The 3020-nt window shown below is 60.0% G+C and carries 6 protein-coding genes; 4 read left to right on the top strand and 2 right to left on the bottom strand.

Features of this window, described 5'->3' with window-relative positions:
• Positions 1–276, bottom strand: a 276-nt coding sequence (locus JNL55_RS22245; RefSeq protein ID WP_293859093.1) for a hypothetical protein, incomplete at its 3' end; no start/stop codon positions are given.
• Between the two features lie 443 nt (positions 277–719).
• On the opposite strand from JNL55_RS22245, the gene JNL55_RS22240 reads away from it, so the two are divergent.
• Together JNL55_RS22240 and JNL55_RS22235 are read left to right on the top strand one after the other, a co-directional pair.
• The gene (locus JNL55_RS22240) at positions 720–1082 is read left to right on the top strand and encodes a hypothetical protein (protein WP_293859090.1); all 363 of its coding nucleotides are present in this window, start codon (positions 720–722) and stop codon (positions 1080–1082) included.
• Positions 1079–1627 carry a helix-turn-helix domain-containing protein gene (locus tag JNL55_RS22235; RefSeq protein ID WP_293859087.1) on the top strand — a complete coding sequence of 183 codons (549 nt, stop codon included), beginning with the start codon at positions 1079–1081 and terminating at the stop codon, positions 1625–1627. Before JNL55_RS22240 ends, JNL55_RS22235 begins: the two co-directional genes overlap by 4 nt.
• Here the strand turns inward: JNL55_RS22235 and JNL55_RS22230 are convergent.
• Entirely contained in the window at positions 1624–1770 is a 147-nt protein-coding gene (locus JNL55_RS22230) for a hypothetical protein (protein WP_293859084.1), read from the bottom strand. The two genes, JNL55_RS22235 and JNL55_RS22230, sit on opposite strands and share 4 nt — an antisense overlap.
• A gap of 41 nt (positions 1771–1811) precedes the next feature.
• Between JNL55_RS22230 and JNL55_RS22225 the strand changes: the two genes are divergently transcribed.
• Together JNL55_RS22225 and JNL55_RS22220 are read left to right on the top strand one after the other, a co-directional pair.
• Positions 1812–2072: a hypothetical protein gene (locus JNL55_RS22225; protein WP_293859081.1), complete on the top strand. Its 261-nt coding sequence runs from the start codon at positions 1812–1814 to the stop codon at positions 2070–2072.
• Positions 2073–2580: 508 nt separating this feature from the next.
• Positions 2581–3020, top strand: a 440-nt coding sequence (locus JNL55_RS22220; protein WP_293859078.1) for a hypothetical protein, incomplete at its 3' end; no start/stop codon positions are given.

Here is a 3020-nt window from a genome sequence, read left to right as displayed (position 1 = left end):
TCCCTGCTCGGCGCAACCAGAAGCGGAACACAACACGCGAGTGGCCGCTAACTCCAGCGCCTCGATGTGTGTCTTCAGATAGGCGATCTCTTGCTGTAATCCGGCGTGCACATCGATTGCGCTACGCAACGGTTCCGGTCGGGACAGGTAGTGTTGCGTGAGCGACTCGTCATCGAAGCGCAACAAAGCGATGGCGGCACGTGCGATGGCGCCGCGGGTTTGATCCCAACCGGGTCCGAATTTGTTCTCGTCGATGACGATGGGTGCGAACGTCATCGAAGCCCATTGCTTTGGCGATGCTAACGCGTCCGCCGAAGAGTCCGCTGCGGGATCCGACGGCTCACGCTCTCGACGGTGGCAGTCCTCGGCCATCAGGGGTCCTGCTCCATTTGGGAATTGGGGTTAAACGGCCCGAATTTACCCTGGACCCGTATCGGCCACCACCGGTTCCCGCGACTCGATCGATGACTCGTCATCATCACCGGTGATCGATCGACAGTGTTTCTTTCTTCGTCTGGCCCGCGAACGCCCCCTGACCGGCAGCAGCAAGTCACAGACTAGCGACCGCCCTTCATTCCCTCTTGTTCCTCCCTTCGTGAAAAGTCCTTTACAGCGTACCGTAGTATCCCGAAATCGCATGAAAGCGGGTTGTCTTCGCAATCGACGCGCGATAGGGTCTTGCGCGACACGCAGCAGATCCTTGTGTTCTCAACGCTGCAATGAGTGACCCAAAAGACGACAACAAACAACCACCGCAACCACCCCAGGATCTGCAGAGGCAAGCCGTAGCAGACTCCGAAGAACGAGCCAAGCAACCGCCACTGCCGCTGCACGAGGTAGTCCAGGCGGAACGGACCGAGCTCATGCAGATCCACGGGATGCTCAGATGCTTGACGGACGTGCTGCTCTATGCGGACGACGATGACAGCGTCATGCACTCCGATGTCGCCTGCGTCTGTGCTCGTCTGCTCAATGAATGTATTACTCGGCTCGAGGTGGCAGTAACGCATCATCTGCAAAGGCTGGTCGCCGCGGCCACCCCTCCTTCCTCGGCTCCCGCCGATTCAGGAGAAAAGCCATGAGCATGGGAAAGCCGAGTCGGCTGGAACTCATCGCCATCGACATGTTGATGCCCGCCCTCACCGCACAGCCGGTGTTACGGGATCGCGAGCGGAAACTGATCACCCCTGTGCATTGCGACGACAGCAATGCGGATAAAGAGGCCTTCCGACGAAGGCTCGGCCAGCGGCTGATCGAGACACGCACCGAGCTCGATATCTCGCCCGTGACGGTCGCCGGCACCTGCCGGGTCTCTACGGGAACGCTCGGGTGCATCGAGACCGGCCGACAGATGATGACGGCCTACGAGCTTGCTCGCGCCGCCGATCTGTTTCATGTCTCTGTCGATGAGCTACTCGGCCGCCCGCCTCAGCCGAAGGATCAGAAGTTGCCGCCTCGCGTGCTGGCCATGTATGAACGGTATAAGCGCATGTCCTTCGAGCGCCGGCGCCAATTCATCTATCTCATCGACACGGCGCTGCTCGCGGACGCCCGTCGAAATCTTGAGACCGCCACCCGTAATGAGATGGGACCCCGCAAAAGAGGGCGGTTCGCGAGACGCGACTAGATCAGGACGGCCCCCCGTGGGCCTTCTTCGTCCACGTCGACTGACGGCGCGGAGCGGGCGCCTTCCGACGCTTTGCGGCTCTGATCTTCGCCGCCGCACGCCAGCTCGGCGTGCGGCGGATCGGCTTGATACGTCGGGGGCATTGTTTCAACAAGGCACGGAACATCGCCAGTCGATCGCTGGAGTGAGCGTCACTGATATCAATGAAGTCCAGCACGCCCACCCGACGCTCGCCCGTTTCCATCATTCCATATCCGGACTGCCGTATTCCCAGGTGCGCGGCCAGCTGTCGCTGCGGCACGTAGGCCGGGTCACGGCGCGCTCGTCGGGCAGCCTTGAGCACATGGCGAAGAGCAAGGTGATTGGCGGATCGAAGGTGTTTGCGGCCCACAATGCGTCCCGGGTTGAATTCAGGGACGCACTGTGTACTAGAAACGACATTTGATCCGATTTTGTGTTCACACTCTTGAACACATCCTGTGATCGCGCAAGCATCCCAGCTGACTTGGCACCGGCCGGCGTCGCTTGAATCTGCTGCAGCGAGGCGATGGCGGGTGCCATCAACGCCGGTGCCAAGTCACGAATGGCGTGCCGAAACGATCCAAGAAGGACCGTATGCTGATTCTGAGGCGACATGTTGGTGAAACGCTGATCTGGACGGACAGCGACGGGCCTTGGCCTGAAAGGCAACTCCGCTCGTCAAGGAACGAATGCGCCGACGCAAGCGGCTGTAGGCCGCTAAGAAATCGACGAGCGCATCCACCAAGAGAAACCCGGCCGTGCGCAACCCGGGCGCGGGCCGCACCCCTCCCCTCAGCAACCTACAGGAGGCAATCCCACGTTCGACGTTCGACAACGATAAGAGGTCTGGGACGATGCGGAGCCAGCCCCTGTGGCTCCACCTTGGCGGGGCGAGTTACCAGATCGCCCCGATTTTTTCTAGGAACGGACATATGAAACTTCTTCGTCCTGGCCATGATCCGAGTGACCCCATCGACGAGATTGAATTTGTCTCACGCGAACTCAATGAACTCGGCCTGCGCATGGACGTACCGCTAGGCTGGGCTTCGTTCTTCGCGAGCACCAAGGATCGCCAGCCGTCGTTCATTCTCGAGACGCCGACGCTGTTAGAGCCGTCATCATTGATCGTGATCGTCATGTGTTTTCCGGACTGTAGTGCGCACACGGAGGCGCAGTTCAAGATCAATGCTCAGCGGATGATGCGCCAGGTGAACCATGGGAGGGCCAGAATTCATCGCTCGCGGTACCGCCAACTTTCTGGATATGAGAGCACCTACGAGTACTGCCAACGCGTGGATCGAAGCAATGTCCTGCTGCAGGAACGGGTCTTTTACGGCCATCGACTTGGCAAGCCCCTGGTGGTCTTGCAGGT

Source organism: Steroidobacter sp., assembly GCF_016790065.1.
Taxonomy (GTDB): domain Bacteria; phylum Pseudomonadota; class Gammaproteobacteria; order Steroidobacterales; family Steroidobacteraceae; genus Steroidobacter.
This window is presented reverse-complemented; position numbering and strand designations above follow the sequence as displayed.

What these genes read in the sequence shown, in the direction of transcription:
- JNL55_RS22240 (WP_293859090.1), top strand. Translation starts at nt 720, where the DNA reads ATGAGTGACCCAAAAGACGACAACAAACAACCACCGCAACCACCCCAG.
- JNL55_RS22230 (WP_293859084.1), bottom strand. Translation starts at nt 1,770, where the DNA reads ATGCCCCCGACGTATCAAGCCGATCCGCCGCACGCCGAGCTGGCGTGC.
- JNL55_RS22235 (WP_293859087.1), top strand. Translation starts at nt 1,079, where the DNA reads ATGAGCATGGGAAAGCCGAGTCGGCTGGAACTCATCGCCATCGACATG.